Source organism: Stenotrophomonas sp. HMSC10F07 (assembly GCF_001807895.1).
In the GTDB taxonomy this organism is placed as follows: Bacteria; Pseudomonadota; Gammaproteobacteria; order Xanthomonadales; family Xanthomonadaceae; genus Stenotrophomonas; species Stenotrophomonas sepilia.
In genome coordinates this window covers 117,195-132,780 of the sequence record NZ_KV791341.1, presented here as the reverse complement: position 1 = coordinate 132,780, position 15,586 = coordinate 117,195, and the positions used below count along the sequence as shown (strand labels likewise).

The 15,586-nt window shown below is 63.9% G+C and carries 15 protein-coding genes and 1 pseudogene; 5 read left to right on the top strand and 11 right to left on the bottom strand.

Annotated features, from left to right (window positions below; translation table 11 throughout):
- The first annotated feature begins 46 nt into the window (after positions 1-46).
- Complete coding sequence (locus HMPREF3114_RS04225; RefSeq protein WP_053496645.1) at positions 47-367, top strand: hypothetical protein; 321 nt, start codon at positions 47-49, stop codon at positions 365-367.
- A 900-nt stretch (positions 368-1,267) separates the two neighbouring features.
- On the opposite strand, the gene HMPREF3114_RS21165 is transcribed toward HMPREF3114_RS04225, so the two are convergent.
- Entirely contained in the window at positions 1,268-1,759 is a 492-nt protein-coding gene (locus HMPREF3114_RS21165; protein WP_053496622.1) for a hypothetical protein, read from the bottom strand.
- A 381-nt stretch (positions 1,760-2,140) separates the two neighbouring features.
- Between HMPREF3114_RS21165 and HMPREF3114_RS04210 the strand changes: the two are divergent.
- Positions 2,141-2,545, top strand: a pseudogene (locus HMPREF3114_RS04210) (integrase); the annotation flags it as partial.
- Positions 2,546-3,475: 930 nt separating this feature from the next.
- Here HMPREF3114_RS04210 and HMPREF3114_RS20885 read toward each other — a convergent pair.
- Both HMPREF3114_RS20885 and HMPREF3114_RS04205 read right to left on the bottom strand, forming a co-directional pair.
- Positions 3,476-4,288 (bottom strand): hypothetical protein, encoded by an 813-nt coding sequence (locus tag HMPREF3114_RS20885; RefSeq protein WP_141750776.1) that lies wholly within the window; start codon positions 4,286-4,288, stop codon positions 3,476-3,478.
- 298 nt (positions 4,289-4,586) lie between these two features.
- Positions 4,587-5,303 carry a hypothetical protein gene (locus tag HMPREF3114_RS04205; RefSeq protein WP_053496621.1) on the bottom strand — a complete coding sequence of 239 codons (717 nt, stop codon included), beginning with the start codon at positions 5,301-5,303 and terminating at the stop codon, positions 4,587-4,589.
- Positions 5,304-5,469: 166 nt separating this feature from the next.
- Here HMPREF3114_RS04205 and HMPREF3114_RS04200 point away from each other — a divergent pair, with 166 nt between their 5' ends.
- From HMPREF3114_RS04200 to HMPREF3114_RS04190, 3 genes are all read left to right on the top strand, one after another.
- Positions 5,470-6,225: a tetratricopeptide repeat protein gene (locus HMPREF3114_RS04200; RefSeq protein WP_053496620.1), complete on the top strand. Its 756-nt coding sequence runs from the start codon at positions 5,470-5,472 to the stop codon at positions 6,223-6,225.
- A gap of 455 nt (positions 6,226-6,680) precedes the next feature.
- Complete coding sequence (locus HMPREF3114_RS04195; RefSeq protein ID WP_053496619.1) at positions 6,681-7,037, top strand: hypothetical protein; 357 nt, start codon at positions 6,681-6,683, stop codon at positions 7,035-7,037.
- The gene (locus tag HMPREF3114_RS04190) at positions 7,038-7,508 is read left to right on the top strand and encodes a hypothetical protein (protein ID WP_053496618.1); all 471 of its coding nucleotides are present in this window, start codon (positions 7,038-7,040) and stop codon (positions 7,506-7,508) included.
- A 61-nt stretch (positions 7,509-7,569) separates the two neighbouring features.
- On the opposite strand, the gene HMPREF3114_RS04185 is transcribed toward HMPREF3114_RS04190, so the two are convergent.
- From HMPREF3114_RS04185 to HMPREF3114_RS04150, 8 genes are all read right to left on the bottom strand, one after another.
- A complete protein-coding gene (locus tag HMPREF3114_RS04185) occupies positions 7,570-8,238 on the bottom strand; it encodes a nucleotidyltransferase family protein (RefSeq protein WP_070489211.1) in 669 nt (222 codons plus the stop codon).
- Positions 8,214-9,275 (bottom strand): XdhC family protein, encoded by a 1,062-nt coding sequence (locus tag HMPREF3114_RS04180; protein WP_070489209.1) that lies wholly within the window; start codon positions 9,273-9,275, stop codon positions 8,214-8,216. Before HMPREF3114_RS04180 ends, HMPREF3114_RS04185 begins: the two co-directional genes overlap by 25 nt.
- A 9-nt stretch (positions 9,276-9,284) precedes the next feature.
- A complete protein-coding gene (gene paoC, locus HMPREF3114_RS04175; RefSeq protein ID WP_070489207.1) occupies positions 9,285-11,489 on the bottom strand; it encodes an aldehyde oxidoreductase molybdenum-binding subunit PaoC in 2,205 nt (734 codons plus the stop codon).
- Entirely contained in the window at positions 11,489-12,439 is a 951-nt protein-coding gene (locus HMPREF3114_RS04170) for an FAD binding domain-containing protein (protein ID WP_053496614.1), read from the bottom strand. The genes paoC and HMPREF3114_RS04170 overlap by 1 nt, the downstream gene beginning before the upstream one ends.
- The gene (gene paoA, locus HMPREF3114_RS04165) at positions 12,436-13,083 is read right to left on the bottom strand and encodes an aldehyde dehydrogenase iron-sulfur subunit PaoA (protein ID WP_005416549.1); all 648 of its coding nucleotides are present in this window, start codon (positions 13,081-13,083) and stop codon (positions 12,436-12,438) included. The genes HMPREF3114_RS04170 and paoA overlap by 4 nt, the downstream gene beginning before the upstream one ends.
- A 268-nt stretch (positions 13,084-13,351) precedes the next feature.
- A complete protein-coding gene (locus HMPREF3114_RS04160) occupies positions 13,352-14,083 on the bottom strand; it encodes a hypothetical protein (protein ID WP_053496613.1) in 732 nt (243 codons plus the stop codon).
- 127 nt (positions 14,084-14,210) lie between these two features.
- Positions 14,211-14,726 carry an OsmC family protein gene (locus tag HMPREF3114_RS04155; RefSeq protein ID WP_053496612.1) on the bottom strand — a complete coding sequence of 172 codons (516 nt, stop codon included), beginning with the start codon at positions 14,724-14,726 and terminating at the stop codon, positions 14,211-14,213.
- A gap of 47 nt (positions 14,727-14,773) precedes the next feature.
- Positions 14,774-15,541 (bottom strand): SDR family oxidoreductase, encoded by a 768-nt coding sequence (locus HMPREF3114_RS04150; protein WP_070489204.1) that lies wholly within the window; start codon positions 15,539-15,541, stop codon positions 14,774-14,776.
- Positions 15,542-15,586: the final 45 nt, after the last annotated feature.

Genomic DNA, 15,586 nt, shown 5'->3' with positions numbered 1-15,586 from the left:
GGCGATATCCAGCCGAGGCTGGCTGCTCAATTCCTGAGGATGTCCCTTGAATCCATTGGTACAGTTTTTGCTGAGTCTGCTGGCGGGCGCGTTCCTCTTTCTGTTGGCTGTGGGGCACGACTACTGGAAGCGCCTGCGTTGGCTCTTCGGATGGGATCCCAATCTGGGCCATGAATCTGCAGACAAGCTCATTTCCATCGCCAACAGGACGGTGCTGGTGACGGCCGCCTTGTTGTTGGTTTGGGCGGTGACAGGCCCATCCCCGTACCGGAGGAACTGGGAGATGGAGGTTTGGGGTTTGGCGGCCGGCACGTTGATTGCGTATGTGGCGCTCATCCTCAGCGCATCGACGCGGGCCCGCGCCTAGATGGCATGGAGCTCGCCGGCATGGAACGGGCCGAATAGCGTGACGCGTCACGACCAGTGAGTGACTACGGCTGGGGGCCAGAACGCGCTCCTGAGGCCTCGGTCGTTGGTGCCGAATCGGCGAAAGCGCTCTTGCCAGGCTGGCGTGCAGCCACGGCAAGATTAGCGGCAAAACTACGCCCGCAAAGCCGTCTTTACCCGCCACTGTCAGATCCGCAAGATCCTTTGCCATTCCTGCAGAGGTTGAGGGAAGCCCAAAGGGCGGTTGGCAGTGATCGAATCACTGACAATCAGGCCGGCGCCTGGAGTGGATCAGGGGCGTGACTGGTGAAGCCTGGATCGGGCAATGGCGTGGTGAACATAATATACATTATGCGAAATGCTAAGTAGCCGGCGCAGGGTCCGCCGCTGGGCCGCTTTCGTCGGTTCTGCTCGGCAATGGCTGCGGCTCTGGCTCGGCTCTTGCCTGCCTGTTCGTTCCCCCGACAAGGACGAGCTCGCAGCATGATCAAGATGGATTCCCACGACCGCATAGATCTAACCGGGCCTTGGGCCGGTTTCGGATTCCAAGGTGGGCACATGTTCACGCCCGAAGATCATCAGCTGGAGCCATGCGACATGGCTTGGTGGTCCCTGACCTGCAACAATGCTCGGGAATGGCGACTGATGATGGCCGAGGCTGCCCCCGGGACTGCGGCCGCCCGGAGAGCTTCCGCCACGGCGAGATCTAGCGTCATCTACCTAGCCGAAGCCCTCAGAATTCGCCGAGAACGGCGGTTTGGCGTGGGCGCCCCCGGTTCCGACGCCGGGGCGTCCAATGTTGTCTACATGAGCCGTGGCCGAGGCCACGCCAGCGCGTGTGAGGCGCTTTCGTAGGGGCGCTGCCCCTACACCCCAAGACCTATTCCGCGCCCTCGCCCGGCGGGAATCTCGCCCGAATGAATGTCACAACCTTATTCATTGCAGGGCTTAACTTGAACCCAGCTTGGCGGCAATTACGCAGCGCCATCGAGAGCGTATAGAACAGCGCTCTGCTGTCCAGTACAACGTGGGTCTCGCCTTGACGGTTGTAGTGCTTTATCGCGTTCTTTTGCCGGTAGATGAAGTCGAACAGCTCCTCTCGGGACACACCCGGTGCCTGTGGGAGCACTTTCCTTGCGAGCTCTGAAATTGCACGATCGTCCCTCCGGCCCTGATGCTCAAGAATGCTTCCAAACGTTTCTTCTGCTATCGCCGCGAGATTCAGAATTGGAAGAGTGTGCATTCCTGAAATGAACATCTTGCAGGCAGTGTCCAGCATGATGAGAGCCACATCAGCCTTTGCCCAGGTCTCCGACTGAGGCTTGGCAACCGGTTCCGCGAAGCCCTCAACACAGTGAGATTCAAGATCCATTGAGGCCTGTCCTGCTCGTAGGCGTTGGAGAAGCGTCAGGTGCCGGAGGACCAAGAATGCGTAAGGAACCCGAGGGGCGCGCGTATCGGCCATCGCGCGTACAGACCGGCAAACCAGCCCACTGCAGAGCAGCCACCTGACGCCCGAACCATACCACGGCGCGGTCCGGATACAATCCGAACAGAGCGAGCGTTTCGAGGGCCTACGACGCGCGGCTGATGCCACCGAAGCGCCTGCGCCCGCGTCAGCCGCGCCCCAGCGCGAATCAATCGCGGGATCGTACTTCTCAGTCTTGCCCCCTACCCGCTCATACTTGCCCGGCGAGGTGGTGTGGAAGAAGGTCACCCGGTAGCGGTTCTTCATGCCTACAGCGGTGAGCTTCTGAAGCTGTCGACCGTTGTCCAGCGCGTGGCCGTGCTGTCCACCGCCCACAAGCTCAAGCGCCTGGCCAATCCTTGCGAGTTGCCTAGTGTCCGCACCCTGCTCAGCCGCGCCCGACGTGCCGCGGTCAAACGCGGTGAGCGGTCGACCAAGAAGACCGCCATTACCCGTGCCGAGCTCGAGGCGATGCTGGCCACTTGCGATGACAGCCTGGAGGGTCTACGCGACCGCGCCCTACTCTGCTTCGGCTTTGCCAGCGGCGGGCGCCGGCGCAGCGAAATCGCCGCTGCGGACATGCGGGATCTGCGGAAGGTTGGCGAGGACGGCTACATCTACCGACTGGAATATTCCAAGACGCAGCAAGCCAGGGTGACGGCCGATTCGACCCCGGACAAGCCTGTTGTTCAGCCAATCAAACTAACATAATCAATGGAGCGTGCAGAAATGCATCTCCAAGATCCTCATCCCCCCCCTGAGCCGAAGTCATCACCTAAAATGGTTCTTCGTGCTCCACGTAGGTGTGTAGAGTCGAATTCTGGCGTCACACTGGCTTACGTCATTTATTGGATTCATCGTGTCCGTACTCTCTCGCAGGCGGATGGCTGCACCTATATCGGAATCATCTGGACCGCGGGTCCGCTTCGGCCAGAAGCGGACGTTGGTTGTCGGCTACCACGTGCCGGTCAAGAGATGAGAAGGAAGCTCTTCCAGCGCACACTGCGGTGCATCCACTTCCCAATACACGAAGCAACAACCGCACCCCTCAAAGTTTTCGGGGCAGGTAGCCATGTTGTCTCGCCAGCGGTCCAACCATTGCTCGACAAGCTCCCACTCGGCATTGAACTTAGCCTCGGATCCGGCGTCGTCACCCTCACCTAGCAGGACAGTTATGACAGCTCGCGGCATCGGAGGAGAATGTCTGCTTTGGGTCGAAAGCGGAGAATAGCACCGGGCTAACGCCTAAGCAGTGCTGATGTCCGCTTCCGGCCAGAAACGGACATTGGCCTGCTAGTTCTCGGGTGGCGGTTTAGCCGCCCCGTCAGGCTCTCGGAGCCCGGCTCGGATTTCCTTCGCGACCCGCTTGGCCGATTCTGGCCAACCAAGCTCCATGGCCCCCACGCAGCCCCAGCAATCTCCGCCGCAGTCGGCAGAGAGCAGATCGGCAGAGACGTCAAGCTTTCGACCGCAAATGTTGCACCGGTTGCTGATCATCGACATGTTCCTCATCAGAGAACCGAGCTGCTAGGGAGACTCACGTCAGCTTCCGGCCAGGAGCGGACGTTCTCCAGTTTGGAATTAAGGAGACTTGGAAGCGACCTCGGCCGAAGCGAATCGTTAGGGAGTATTTGTTGAGTCGATACGCGCCAAAATCGTGTCGATCTTTACGGCCAGCATGGCCTTATGGGCCTTGTGATATTCAATTACCAAGCCCGAAAGAAGTGGGTCCAAAGGTGTCTGCCTGCCAAGATCATCTTTTGAGACGATGCGGCCCAAATCGAAGAATGGTCCGCCGCTAATGCCCTTTGGATTTATGGCGTTCACTATGTTGTAGTCCTCATCAAGGGCTTTTCTGTCGTATGCGATTGAGAGGTGGGTTTCATGGCTTATGCCGAGCTTATCAAACAGCGTCTTGTGCTCTTTGAAAGTTGAATAGTAGGTTGCGCGTTGAGGAACTATCTTGTGGCCCTGCCACGGAACCTTGTTCTTAGAGTTCGGGTATCCGACCGCAAGGTAAACCCTTTTGTCGTGATCAATTCTGTTCTTGGAGATCGACTTCGCCGGAATGACCTTGCAAAATTCGAGCAGGCGCGAATTTGACTCGTCGATTCGGCACCAAGCGAAGTCAAATCTATCCTCTGCCCTGTTCCCATTTGGCGCTAGAGAGTTGAAAAAACTGCCGAGAACTGGAATAAAATTTCCACCAGCTCCAGCGAACAACGGTGTTTCAGTTAGGTGATCTAGGACATGTGCCGCCGTCAGAAAGTACACTCCTTTGCCGTGCTCGATCAGAAATGAAGTGCCGATATGATCCGGCCTACCTTGGTCGGTTCCATAGATGGGTATCGCATACTCTCTGACAATCGATCTGGCGCGCGTGACAGCGGCGGCAATTATCTGCCTGACACCTGCTTCGTAGGTAATGATCATTCCTATGCGCCCTAACTCCTAATGGCCGGATCCGTGGATCCGGTTATACAATGTATCCACGGAGCTGCCACCCTCTTGATACAGCTCGATCTTAGGGCGGCTGGGTCCGGCTAACAAGCCCGCGCATGTCCGGACATGGAAGTAATGCTGCAGACTTCGGCACGTCCCAGCCCAAAGGCAGATGGGTGTCTGCTTTGAGTCGCAACCAAACACAATCACGAGCGCAACGTCCCCGCCCCGGCAGGTCGACTGCTTCCGGTCACAAGCGGACATCCCCCCTCCCCTTGATAAACATCCCTTATCGCGACTGGACTGACTTGGTAGGCAAAACGGGCCTTCCCTGGATCTCCAGCCTGCTCACGTTAGCCACAGGCACGAGAATTGCAGCCTTCTGCTCCGGCTCCCAGAACACATAGCTGTCCCCCAAGCGCCCCACCAAACCCAGGCTACCTTGCACCCTCTCATCAATAGTCACATTGACCGTGTACTTGCTGCTGCCAGAAGTAATCGCCTTGGCGCGTTCGAGGCCAAGCCAGTTTGACGAGATCGGGACATAGACAATCATCACGAGCGCATAGACCAGCCAAGGCGAGTCCTTCACGGCGGCCGGCAACACTGGGGACAGGCGTACTGCCATTGCACATATGCCCGTCAGCACCACACCTATCAAAACGGGCCAGGCATTGGACCACCAAAGCAAGGCACCCATTCCAACAAGACAAAGAGCCAGGGTCAGCCACATCGGCAGATTGGCTTGGGACGTCGTCGCTGTCACCTTCCCCTCGACCCACCCTCCAAACAGCAGCGCAATCAGTATGAAGAACAACACCATGCCGATCCCCGCAAGCCCTGCCAGTGCAAGCTCACTCACCGCAACAAAGTGAAAGGGATCCAGGCCGAAGTGACCCCAGTAAGCCTTCAGATAGAAAGCCCCTTGCACCAAGCCAAACGTAACCAGCGCCGAACCCCACCCAGCAACATCGGCCATCGTCAGTGTCTTTTTCGTACGCTCCATGTATCCCCCTTCCATCGATGCAGCCCCGCCACAAAGTGGCATGCAGCGCTCCGCCCTGCAGAACCCCGCCTATTAACGTGACGCGTCACGCCAAATCGCCCCGCCCATTGGCGCCCCACCCCTCCCCCACTATAGTTCCACCCCTCACAAGGACGAGGCGGCACACATGCCCTATATCGGAATCGGACTCCACGTACTGGCGGCCATCTACTTCGCGGTGCACGCCATCCGCTCGGGCCAGAGCCTCTACTGGCTCATCCTGCTCTTCTCGTTCCCGCTGCTCGGTAGCGTCGTCTACTTCCTGGCGATCTACTTCCCGGAAGTCCGCCATTCGCGCGGCGCCCGGCAGGTTGTCCGTTCCGCCAAGCAGCTCATGGACCCGGGCCAAGACCTGCGCAACGCTCGCACCGAACTGGCCCGCACGCCCACCGTGCAGAACCGGGTTCGCCTGGGCATGACGCTGCTGGATGCCGGCCAGGCCGAGGAAGCCAGGACCCTGCTCGAGCAGGCGGCCAGCTCGCCGCTTGGCGACGATCCCTACATCCTGACCGGCCTTGCCCGTGCCCGCCTCGAGTCCGGGCACGCTGCGCTTGCGGTGGAGACGCTGGACGGCCTCTTCGCACGCCACCCGGACGTGAGCCGCAAACCGGAACAGACCTTGCTGTACGCGCAGGCATTGGCAACCGCGCAAGTCCCCGGAGCCCGCGCCGCATTCGAGCGCGCGGTGGAGTGCGGAAACGATGCGGCCGCTCGCTGCCTCTACGCCGAATGGCTGATGGCGCAGCCGCAACCCGACGATCGTGAGCAGGCCCGCAGCCTGTTCGCCAGCATCATCGACGATGCACAGCACTGGTCGCGCCACGCACGGAGCCACAATGCCACATGGCTGGAGCGGGCCAAGGTTGCGTTGAAGGGTTACTGACGCCTGGCGGCCCTTGGCAATCCTGTCGCATTCGCCTCGCTCGCGGCCTCGCCGGGCGGATGCCGACACTCGCTAGGCTTGCACCACCGACATCGCCGATAGCCTTGCAGTGCAAGGCTCCGGCCCCATTGAGTCGTATACAACGATTCTGAAAATGTTGAATGTGGTGACGGCATCAGCCTTACTGCATTGGCATCGCGCACAGCCGGGCGTATTCCTTTGCGTGCCACCGAAAACAGGTGGCCGGGATTCGAAACCCCGGTAGTTCGCTGAAGTAAACGCTTGCCAGCCGGCATCACCCTGTGTGGTGCCGGCTGGCAATCCGTCGGCCGGCTATGGCGGGCGGTGCGTGGGGGCCTTGTGCCCGCCGGTTCAGCGAACGCCGGGTTTCGAACCACGCATCGTCCGCCACCTTTATCGGTGGCGGCTTCTGCATGCACGCAAGGAGCCCCACCATGACCCAGCCCCACTCCCCTGCCCCGCATCCGATCCACGACGCGCCTGCGAATGGCCCTGCGCTGGACCCGAACACCCTCATCGCCCTGCTGCACAGCATCGGCGCCGGCGCCGCCTCCGATGGTCAGCCCTGGCCGGAGCGCCACCAGATGCCCGGCCGACGCATCGCCTTGGCGGATACCGATTGCTCGCTGGCCGGGCTTCGCGTGGTCCTGGAGATTCTGCTGGCCGCGCAGCGCGCCCGCGAAAATGGCGAGCTGGAGCAGTACGTTGGCCCGCGCGTGATGGAGGGGCTGATCATGGCCGGAATCGGCCTTACCGCACACGCCAGTACCCGACTGCACCCGGAGGGCTGAGTGGCGTGGTGCCGCTGGGCGGCCAACGCGCTCTGTCTTGTGGTGGTGGTTGCGGCACAGGCGCTGTGGCAGGCGCCGCCGGTGCCCTCGCCTGTCGCGTTCCAAAGCATCAACGATGATCGATTCTCACAACTGCGCCGCCAAGCCGTTCAGTTCGTGGAGGCTCGGCCACGGCAGGGCTTCCAGTTCGTCGAGCGGCATCGAGATGCCGAGTTCCAGGTTCATTGCCGAGGCATACCCGTGCTGTGGCTGGAGAGGCGCCCGCAACATCTGCTGTTGCAGGTCTCACTGGACGCGAGGCAGCGGGCGCCTGCCGTTATGCGGTTGCGGGCGTTCCTCGAATGGCAGTTGGAGCGGTTGGATTACCTGGAACAGGTACTGGCTGGCGTGCCGGAACCAGTTCTGTTGGATCGGGTGCTGCAGATTCTTGCCAGTGATGTGCCTGATGGGGCGCGATGTGGCGTGCCGTAGTCGAGCGTGGCTCGACTCTACAGGGCTGCGGGCAGCGAGGGTTCGGGCTCCGGCTCTGCCGCTAGTCATCTGCGCGACGGGCGTTGGCACCGTGATCGTGCGACTCGACCTCGGCATCGATCCAGCCCGCATCGCGCGCACGCGCAAGATCTTCTGGCGTATCGATATCCAGGCCCAGTTCCGGTGCCTGTAGGACATGCACCGTATCGACAGAAAGCTGCCGCAGGCGCGCTCCGAAGCCGCGGTCACCGCTTGCACCCGCAGAGTTGAACCATGCACGCGGCACTACGGCGGGAATGCCAAGCACATTTCCGTGGCGGGTACCCGCGCACCCAGACGCCGAAGCGCGGGCACCCGAAAGCAGCGCCTGCAGATGGGAGCGCTCGATTGCGGGCTGGTCGCATGCCACGACCATCACCGCAGTCACCGTGGGCAGCAGGTGTGCGCCGGCAACCTGCAGGCTGCTCGCCAGGCCGCGTTCCCAGTGGGGGTTGGTTACCGGAGTGGCCTCCAGCCCGGCAATGCTGGATGTCACGGCCTGTGCGTTCGCGCCCACCACGACCAGCACCTGCGCTGGCGCGAGCTCGCGCGCCAACCGCACCACGCGATGTACCAGGGTTTCGCCCTGCCGGGTCAGAAGCTGCTTGGGCTGGCCGAGCCGGGTGCTCCCGCCCGCAGCCAGCACGACGACCGCATGCGCGTCAGTCACCTGCCGTGCGCGCTTCGCCATTGCTGCAGCTGCGCGGCGATGCTGAGCGAAATCGCCTCTGGCCCTCGGCCGCCGATGTCCAGGCCGACAGGTGATCGAAGTCTCGGGGAAAGGCGGTGGCGCTGATCCGGTGTCAGCAGCTTGAACAGGTCCTCGCGCCTTCGCCGCGGACCCAGCAGTCCAATGAACGCAACTTTGGTATCAGCCAGGGCCACCAGCGCCTCCCGGTCCAGTTCGAAATCGTGATGCATCACCAGTACCGCGTCGCATGGGTCGCCATGAAGGGCCTCGGCCGGGCTGGTCTGAAGATGCGCATCTGCGCACTGCCCGGCTGAGGCCCAGCGCGCTCGCCGTTCGGCCACGCTGACCCGCCACCCCAGGCCCCGCAGCAACGGAACCAGCAAGGGCGTTTCGGGACCGCCCCCCAACACCAGGGCCCGCGGAAGCCGGGGCAACGGCAAATGCCATGCGCCCTCGCCAAAGGGCTGCGTACCCTCCATCGGATGCAGCTGCCACGCCTGCTCGTGATGGCCGGCGCGGAAAATGGCTTGCCCCGACGTGCGAAGGTCGCGCTGGAGTGACACACCCTCGCGCAACCAAGCCTCGATGACGTCGTCGATGCCGGCCATGGCACGCAATGGCAGGAGCGCAATCCGCAGCCGGCCGCGGCAGCCGAGCGCGGACCCACTCAACAGGTCGTCGTCACTGCGGGTGTCGATCTCGATCCAGTCGACCCGCCCTGCCGCGCTCACCTGCTCCGCGCGTCGCGCGAGCTCGGGCTCCAGGCATCCGCCGCTCAGCCAGCCGACCTGGCTGCCGTTGCAGAACAGCACCATGTCGCCGGCACCGGCGTAGGTGGAGCCATCGGTTTCCAGCACCAGCGCGAGCACGGCGTGCTCCCCCGCGCGCACGCGCGTCAAGGCCGTCTCGAGCACGACGCGCGGGCTGCCTTCGGCGAGGAAGCCCGGCGCCGCGGACAGGTCCTCGGCAAGATCGCCGGGCTCCCCTCCGCCTGCGGCGGAGGCCTCCAGAGTGGTCGAGGCTGCGGGGCGGTCCATGCGCAAGGGTCAGCCCACGTCGGGCAAGCCGGGCAGCAGCTTGTCCAGGGTAATGGGATAGTTGCGCACGCGCACGCCGGTTGCGTTGTAGACCGCATTGGCGATCGCGGCGCCGACCCCGCAGATGCCCAGTTCACCCACACCCTTGGCCTTCATCGGCGAGATCACCGGATCCAGCGTGTCGAGGAAGACCACTTCCTGGTACGGGATGTCGGCATGCACGGGAACCTCGTAGCCGGCCAGGTCGTGGTTGATGAACAAGCCAAGCCGTTTGTCGACCACCAGCTCCTCCATCAGGGTCGCGCCCGCACCCATCCCCATCCCGCCGATGACCTGGCTGCGTGCGGAGAGCGGATTGAGTATCCGGCCGCCATCGCATACGGCAAGCATGCGGCGGATGCGCGTCTCTCCCGTGTAGGCATGCACGGCAACCTCGCAGAAGTGCCCTGCATAGGTGCCGACGTCGTAGCCTTGCTTGAAGTCGCCGAAGGCAATGCCGTCCTCCGCCGACAGTGTCCCCGCCTCTGCCAGCTTGATCGTCCGCCCGCCCGCCTGGATGCGGCCATTGGCGAAGTCTGCGGTGTCGCCGTCGAAGCCCAGTTTCTCGCCCACATTGCGGCGCAGGCTGACGCACGCCGCGTACACGCCTGCGGTGGAGCTTGCCGCGCCCCACTGGCCGCCGGAACCGGCGGAGGCGGGATGACGGGAGTCGCCGAGGGTCACCTGGACCCGCTCCAGCGGCACGCCCATGGTCTCGGCTGCCGTCTGCGCGATGATCGTGTAGGAGCCGGTGCCGATGTCGGTCATGTCGGTCTCGACAATCACCCCGCCCTGGCCGTCCAGCCGGACCCGCGCCGCCGACTTCATCGTCGGTGCGCCGCGATAGCCCGCAGACACGCCCATGCCGACCAGCCAGTCCCCTTCCCTGACCTGCGCCGGCCTGGGGTTGCGCTTGTTCCAGTTGAAGCGCTCCGCGCCTTCGCGCAGGCAGCGCACCAGGTTGCGGTCGGAGAACTTCTTGGACGGATCGCCGGGTACCACCTCGGGCTCGTTGAGGATGCGGAACGCGATCGGGTCGAGACCCAGCTTCTCGGCCATTTCGTCCATCGCAACTTCCAGCGCCATGTGGCCCGGTGCTTCGCCCGGTGCGCGCATCGCATTGCCTTCGGGCATGTCGAGCGTGGCGATGTAATTGGCCACCAGGCGATTGGCGCCTGCATAGAGCTTGGGCGTCTGCAGGGTGCCGTTTTCGCCATCCTCGCCGTTGATGTTGCCCGACCAGTTCTCATGGGCGATGGCGGAGATCCGGCCATCCTTTCCGCAGCCGATCCGCACGCGCTGGAGGGTGGCGTGCCGGTGCGTGGTGTTGTTGGGCATCAATGGGCGCTGCAGCGCGATCTTCACCGGCCGCCCGACCTGCTTGGCCGCCAGCGCGGCCAGCACCGCGTCGGCACGGATGAACAGCTTGCCGCCGAAGCCGCCGCCGATATAGGGCGAGTCCACGCGCACCTTGGCAGGATCGATGCCGAGGATCGCCGCCATGCCCTGCCTGGCCCAGTCGATCATCTGGTTCGCCGTCCACAGCGTGAGCGTGTCGCCCTCCCAGGCGGCGATGGTGGCGTGCGGCTCCATCATCGAATGACTTTCGTCGGAGGTGTGGTAAGTCTCGTCGAGCTTGACCGCGGCGCTCGCGTAGGCAGTGTCGAAATCACCCAGCGCCTGCCGGTCGGGCTTGCCGTTACGCCCCTTTGCCAGCGGCGCGGACGGTGCCAAGGCCGGGAAATCGAAGCGGCCCTTGCTGCGCTCGTAACGGGTGCGGATCAGCGCCGCGGCGGCGCGGGCCTGCTCGAAGGTCTCTGCCACCACGCAGGCGATGGCCTGGTGGTAGTGGGCCACCTCGGCTCCGCCGAACAACGGTGCATTGTTCCAGTTCGATTTGCCGACCGGCTTGGTTTCCGGTGCGGTGATGACCGCCAGTACGCCGGGCGCGGCACGTGCGCGGGAGGCATCCATCGAAATGATGCGCCCCTTGCCGATGCCCGCACCGACGATGTAGCCGTAGGCCTGGTTCGGCGCGACGTCATGGCGCTCGTAGGCATAGGGGGCGGTACCGGTGGTCTTGCGTGGGCCGTCGATGCGCGGCGTCGACTTGCCGACGACCTTGGCCTTGTCGAACAGGTTGTCGCCGGCGGGGGCGTTGAATTCAAGGGGCATCAGCGCTCTCCTTCCACCAGCACGGCTGCGAGAGTGCGCTCGGCGAGCGCGATCTTGAACGCGTTCTCCCGCGTCGGGCGGGCACCGGCGAACACCTGCCGGGTCGCGGCCTTTACGCCGTCGCGCAGCAGCGGTTCGGCTGCCTCGACGCGCCACGGTTTCGGCGCGACCCCACCGAAGGCGAACCGCGCCGAGCCGTCACGCTGCACGACCGCGGCGACCGACACCAGTGCGAACGCATAGGACGCGCGGTCACGGACCTTGTGGTACACGTGCCGACCGCCCAGGGGTTCTGGCAGCGTGACGTGGGTGATCAGCTCACCGCGCTGCAGCACGTTGTCCTGCTGAGGCTTGTCGCCGGGGGAACGATGGAAATCGGCAATCGGGATGCTGCGCGTACTGCCGTCACCCCTGACGGTCTGGATCGAGGCGTCCAGCACCCGCAGGGCCACCGCCATGTCGCCCGGATAGGTCGCGATGCAGCTGTCCGAGGTGCCGATCACGCCCATCTGCCGGGAGAACCCCTCGAGTGCGCCACAGCCGGATCCGGGCAGGCGCTTGTTGCAGGGCAGATTGGGGTCGTAGAAATACGGGCAGCGTGTGCGCTGAAGCAGGTTGCCGCCGGTGGTGGCTTTGTTGCGCAACTGCCCGGAGGCACCTGCCACGATCGCGCGGGTCAGCACCGCGTAGTCGCGGCGCACGCGCTCATGCGACGCCAGTGTGGTATTGGTGACCAGCGTACCGATGCGCAGGCCGCCCTCGTCGGTGGGTTCGATCCTGTCCAGGCCGATGTCCTGCACATCGACCAGGTGCGCTGGCGTCTCGACCTCCAGCTTCATCAGGTCGAGCAGGTTGGTCCCTCCGGCCAGGAACTTCGCGCCCTCGGTACCGGCGACGGCCCTGGCGGCCTCGGCCGGGGATTTGGCGCGTTCATAACTGAAGGCCCTCATGAGCGCCTCCCTGCAGAGGTCACGCCAGCGACCTCTGCCATCGCCTCGGCAATATTGGAATAGGCGCCGCAGCGGCAGAGGTTGCCGCTCATGCGTTCGCGCATTTCCATGTTGGTGGCGCGGGGACGTGCGCTGACGTCCGCCTGTACATGGCTGGGGACACCCCGCTTGATCTCGTCCAGTACCGCCACCGCCGAACAGATCTGCCCCGGCGTGCAATACCCGCACTGGTAGCCATCATGCTTGATGAAGGCGGCCTGCATCGGATGCAGGTCATCGGGAGTTCCGAGGCCTTCGATGGTGGTGATGGCATCGCCCTGGTGCTGTACCGCCAGGCTGAGGCAGGCATTGATGCGCTCACCGTTGACCAGCACGGTACAGGCGCCGCATTGACCGTGGTCGCAGCCCTTTTTCGTTCCAGTCAGCTTCAGATGTTCGCGCAGGGCATCGAGCAGCGTGGTCCGGGTGTCGAGCTCAAGCTCCCGCCGCTCGCCGTTGACGGTCAACGCCACCGTGCTGATGACCGGCGGCCTGGGCGGCGGGGGCGCCGCCAGTTCGGCGGCGAGCGATGATGCCCCCGGTGCGGCGGACATTGCCACGGTCGTGACGCCGCCGGCGATCACCTGGCGACGCGTCAACTTCATTCCTTCATCACAACTTGGCACAGTGACCTCCTGGCGTTCGGGGAAACCCCGTGGCTGGATGGACGCGCTCACACTACCGAAGGGCCACTATGCCCCTCTGCGGGGTACAGATCTGTGAAGTCGGCGAAATGTACGAACACGATGCAGCACGCCCGAAGAAATCGGCTGCATCCAGCCGCAGCGCGGCACTCTTGAGCCATGCGTATGCCTGACTGGATGACTCACAGTCCTGTTTGTCCCTCAGCATGAGGAACATGATGGCCCGACGCTACAAAGGCGTTGGCTGGGAGGGCTCGGGTTCGTGGATGGAGCCCTCCAACAAGGCAACGTAGGTATCAAGCCTGGTGCGAAGGCCGATCAGCATCCAGCCCAGCAGGTACAGCAGCACCATGGCGAAGATCAGTAGTGCACCCAGTGGACCAACATCGAAAGCGCCCGCCCAGTCGCCCCATTTCCATCCGCGGAACTGCAGGTAGAGGGCAATCAACAGCGGGAATGGTCCCAGCCGCTGCAGGCCGCCATACATCATGCCCATGCGTTCAATCATGTTCGTGCGCAAGGTGCTGACGAACTTGAGTCGCCGCTCGCGCTGGACGCGCGGGAAGTCGCGAAGCTCGCTCACCACTGCTTGCCAGTGGGCAAAGTCCTCATCCATCTCCTGGGCGTGCCAGAGCCGCGGCTGGCTGAACTGGCGAATGCCCCTGCGGGCGGCCAGGACGCCACCGACAATGAACCCTCCGATTTCGATTGCCAGGCAGGCAACCACCACCTGGAGCACTGCGCCAACAGGCAGCCATCGATCCGGAAGCTGGCCCATGAGAATGCCGATGATCGCCGCACCCATGCCGATACGGAACGCCCACCTCTCCACCCTGCCCGCCTTGGGGTAGATGTTGTGCTCAACCAGCCCCTGCACCCGCTGGTAGAGCCAGTGGAACGTGAGTTCCTGAGAATCTGTCTTCGCTGGCGGTTCGAATCCGCCCCGTGCCTGCATGTCCATTGCGCCCCCTGCCCCGCCGGCCAGGTTGCCGGCGCCACCATCGTAGCCGAGCTGGGTTGTGGCGGAATACGGCCTAGCCGTGTAATCGTCAGGCCAGGACCTTCCCGGAGTCGAGCATGGCTCGATTCTACAGAGGCGGAGCCTGCGGGCCGACCCGAACATGCACCGCATGGCTGATGCCACGATGGAACATCTTGGCGTATGGGCAGACGCGTTCGGTGTTGCGCACCAGTTCGCAGGCGAGGTTCTCATCCATGCCGGGAAGATGTACCACGATCTCGGCCGACAGCAGGTACAGCCCATCTGCCGGATCACGGGCGAAGGTGACCGCCACCTCGATGCTGGGATTGTGCAGCAGCAGGCCGGCACGCGCGGCCACCAGCACCAGGGCACCGTGGAAGCAGCCGGCATAGCTCGCAGCCAGCAGCTGCTCGGGATTGGCGCCGCCGCCCGGCCCACCGAGTTCCGGCGGCAGGCGCAGGTTCACCGCCAGTGCACCGTCGTCCGATCGCACGACGCCGGACGCCCGCCCGTGCTGGGCCTGGCCTCCGCTCACCCGCACGCGGCCGGTGTACAGCGGCTTCACGTCGTCGCCCTGGTAACGGTCCAGCATGACGGGCGAAGGCGGTTTCAGCTCGGTCATTGCGCGGCTCCATCAAGCGCTGCTGCGGCAGGCGATCAATTCGCCGCTCAGGCAGGCTGCCGCTGCAACAGGCCCGACTGCTGCAGCCAGGCTTCGAAATCGACCTGCCCCAGCCACGCGTGTCCGACCGGCACCAGCGTGTCGATCTGCAGCGGCGCACCGAAGTACAGCGCCTCGGTATCCGCAACGACCTGCCGGGGATCACCCGTCAGTTGCAGATATCGCCTGGCCAGATCCGCCATCGCGCTGCGCTGCGGCCCGGCGATTTCCAGCACGCCATTGGCCGGCGGCCGCTGGGCGATGCGTGCCACCGCCTCGGCAACATCCTCGGCGGCAATCGGCTGCACGTCGGCGGCCGGCAGCCGCACGGCCCTACCGTCGCCGGCGGACTGGATGATGCCCGGCAGGAACTCGAAGAACTGCGTGGAATGGATGATGGTGTACGGCAGGCCCGAGTCGCGGATCAGCCGCTCCTGGGCAATCTTGCCGCGGAAATAGCCACTGGCTGCCAGCTGGTCGGTGCCCACAACAGAAAGCGCGACTTGGTGGCGCACGCCGGCACGGGCGGCGGCGGAAAGGATGTTATGGCCGGCGGTTACGAAGAACGAAAGCACAGCCGCATCTTCGAACGAGGGCGAGTTGGCCAGGTCCACCACCACGTCGGCGCCCTCCATGGCGGCATCCAGGCCCTCGCCGGTCAGCACATCCACCCCGGTGGATGGCGCTGCCACCACGACCGCATGCCCGGCTACGCGCAGGCGCTCCACCACCTTGCTGCCGATGCGGCCGGTACCACCGATGACGAGGAACTTCATTGCGTGTCTCCTGGAATGTGAAGGGGCTACCGGGGTGTGGCCGGG

What these genes read in the sequence shown, in the direction of transcription:
- HMPREF3114_RS21165 (WP_053496622.1), bottom strand. Translation starts at nt 1,759, where the DNA reads ATGGATCTTGAATCTCACTGTGTTGAGGGCTTCGCGGAACCGGTTGCC.
- HMPREF3114_RS20885 (WP_141750776.1), bottom strand. Translation starts at nt 4,288, where the DNA reads ATGATCATTACCTACGAAGCAGGTGTCAGGCAGATAATTGCCGCCGCT.
- HMPREF3114_RS04205 (WP_053496621.1), bottom strand. Translation starts at nt 5,303, where the DNA reads ATGGAGCGTACGAAAAAGACACTGACGATGGCCGATGTTGCTGGGTGG.
- HMPREF3114_RS04200 (WP_053496620.1), top strand. Translation starts at nt 5,470, where the DNA reads ATGCCCTATATCGGAATCGGACTCCACGTACTGGCGGCCATCTACTTC.
- HMPREF3114_RS04195 (WP_053496619.1), top strand. Translation starts at nt 6,681, where the DNA reads ATGACCCAGCCCCACTCCCCTGCCCCGCATCCGATCCACGACGCGCCT.
- HMPREF3114_RS04185 (WP_070489211.1), bottom strand. Translation starts at nt 8,238, where the DNA reads ATGGCGAAGCGCGCACGGCAGGTGACTGACGCGCATGCGGTCGTCGTG.
- HMPREF3114_RS04180 (WP_070489209.1), bottom strand. Translation starts at nt 9,275, where the DNA reads ATGGACCGCCCCGCAGCCTCGACCACTCTGGAGGCCTCCGCCGCAGGC.
- paoC (WP_070489207.1), bottom strand. Translation starts at nt 11,489, where the DNA reads ATGCCCCTTGAATTCAACGCCCCCGCCGGCGACAACCTGTTCGACAAG.
- HMPREF3114_RS04170 (WP_053496614.1), bottom strand. Translation starts at nt 12,439, where the DNA reads ATGAGGGCCTTCAGTTATGAACGCGCCAAATCCCCGGCCGAGGCCGCC.
- paoA (WP_005416549.1), bottom strand. Translation starts at nt 13,083, where the DNA reads ATGAAGTTGACGCGTCGCCAGGTGATCGCCGGCGGCGTCACGACCGTG.
- HMPREF3114_RS04160 (WP_053496613.1), bottom strand. Translation starts at nt 14,083, where the DNA reads ATGGACATGCAGGCACGGGGCGGATTCGAACCGCCAGCGAAGACAGAT.
- HMPREF3114_RS04155 (WP_053496612.1), bottom strand. Translation starts at nt 14,726, where the DNA reads ATGACCGAGCTGAAACCGCCTTCGCCCGTCATGCTGGACCGTTACCAG.
- HMPREF3114_RS04150 (WP_070489204.1), bottom strand. Translation starts at nt 15,541, where the DNA reads ATGAAGTTCCTCGTCATCGGTGGTACCGGCCGCATCGGCAGCAAGGTG.